This window comes from Halomonas sp. BM-2019 (genome assembly GCF_017584085.1).
Genome location: NZ_CP071922.1, coordinates 1,771,243 through 1,772,568 on the forward strand (window position 1 = coordinate 1,771,243; position 1,326 = coordinate 1,772,568).

A 1,326-nucleotide genomic window follows, 5' to 3' on the forward strand; every position below is an offset into this window, starting at 1 on the left:
TGCGTGCTGCTCTCGCCGGCCTGCGCCAGCCTCGACCAGTTCGCCAACTACCAGGAACGCGGCGAGGTATTCCGGCGCTGGGTACATCGCCACCTGGCGGAGGAGGGGGCATGAGACCGCCGTCACGACTGGGTCGACTGCGCGAGCGGCTCTCCACCCGAGACCAGCCCTTCGACGGCTGGCTGCTGACGGCGGCCCTGGCGCTGATGCTGATCGGTTGGGTGATGGTCACCTCGGCGTCGTCGGAGGTGGCGGCGGGCCTGACCGGCAATCCCTGGTACTTCAGTATCCGCCATGGGCTCTTCCTGGTGATGGCGCTGAGTGCCGCGGCCTTCGTGCTGCGCATGCCGCTGGCCTGGTGGAGGGTCAATGGGCCGCTGCTGCTGCTGGTGGGCATCGCCCTGCTGGTGCTGGTGCTGCTGGTGGGGCGCGAGATCAACGGCAGCAAGCGCTGGCTCTCGATTCCCGGGGTGCCCTTCAACCTCCAGGCCTCCGAGGTGGCCAAGCTCTGCCTGATCGCCTACATGGCCGGCTACCTGGAGCGTTTCCTGCCCCAGGTGCGCCGGCAGTGGGGTGCCTTCCTGCGTCCGCTGGTGGTGGTGGGGGTGATCGCCCTGCTGCTGATCCTGGCCCCCGACTATGGTGCCGCGGTGGTGATGACGGCCTGCGTGATGGGCATGCTGCTGATGGCCGGGGCCCCCTGGGGGCGCTTCGTGCTGCTCCTCGGCGCTGTCGGGCTGCTGGGCTTCTACGTGGCGATTGCCGAGCCCTATCGCCTGGCGCGCCTGACCAGCTTCGCCGACCCCTGGGCGGATCAGTTCGCCAGCGGCTACCAGCTGACCCAGGCGCTGATCGCCTTCGGCCGGGGCAGCTGGCTGGGCATGGGTCTCGGCAACAGCGTGCAGAAGCTCTTCTACCTGCCCGAGGCCCATACCGACTTCGTCTTCGCGGTGCTCGCCGAGGAGCTCGGCCTGTTTGGCGCCGTCGGGGTGGTGGGGCTCTTCGCCCTGCTGATCTGGCGGGCCATGGCCGTCGGGCGCCGTGCCGAGCTGGCCCGGCAGCCCTTCGCCGCCTACCTGAGCTATGGCATCGCCCTGGTAGTCGGCGCCCAGGCCTTCATCAATATCGCCGTGAGCAGCGGCATGCTGCCCACCAAGGGATTGACCCTGCCGCTGCTCAGCTACGGCGGCTCGAGCCTGCTGGTCAGCGCCGTGATGGTGGCGCTGCTGCTGCGCGCCGATATCGAGACGCGCCAGGCCCAGCGCCGGGCGAATCCGGCGGCGCCCCGGGCCGGCAAGCGCCGCGAGCCCTCTCCGGCCGCCTCGC

1 protein-coding gene is annotated in these 1,326 nt (G+C 70.1%); it reads left to right on the plus strand.

The window, feature by feature from the left end:
* Positions 1-110 precede the first annotated feature (110 nt).
* A partial coding sequence (gene ftsW / locus J5F18_RS08955) for a putative lipid II flippase FtsW (RefSeq protein WP_346301899.1) occupies positions 111-1,326 on the plus strand: 1,216 nt, incomplete at its 3' end.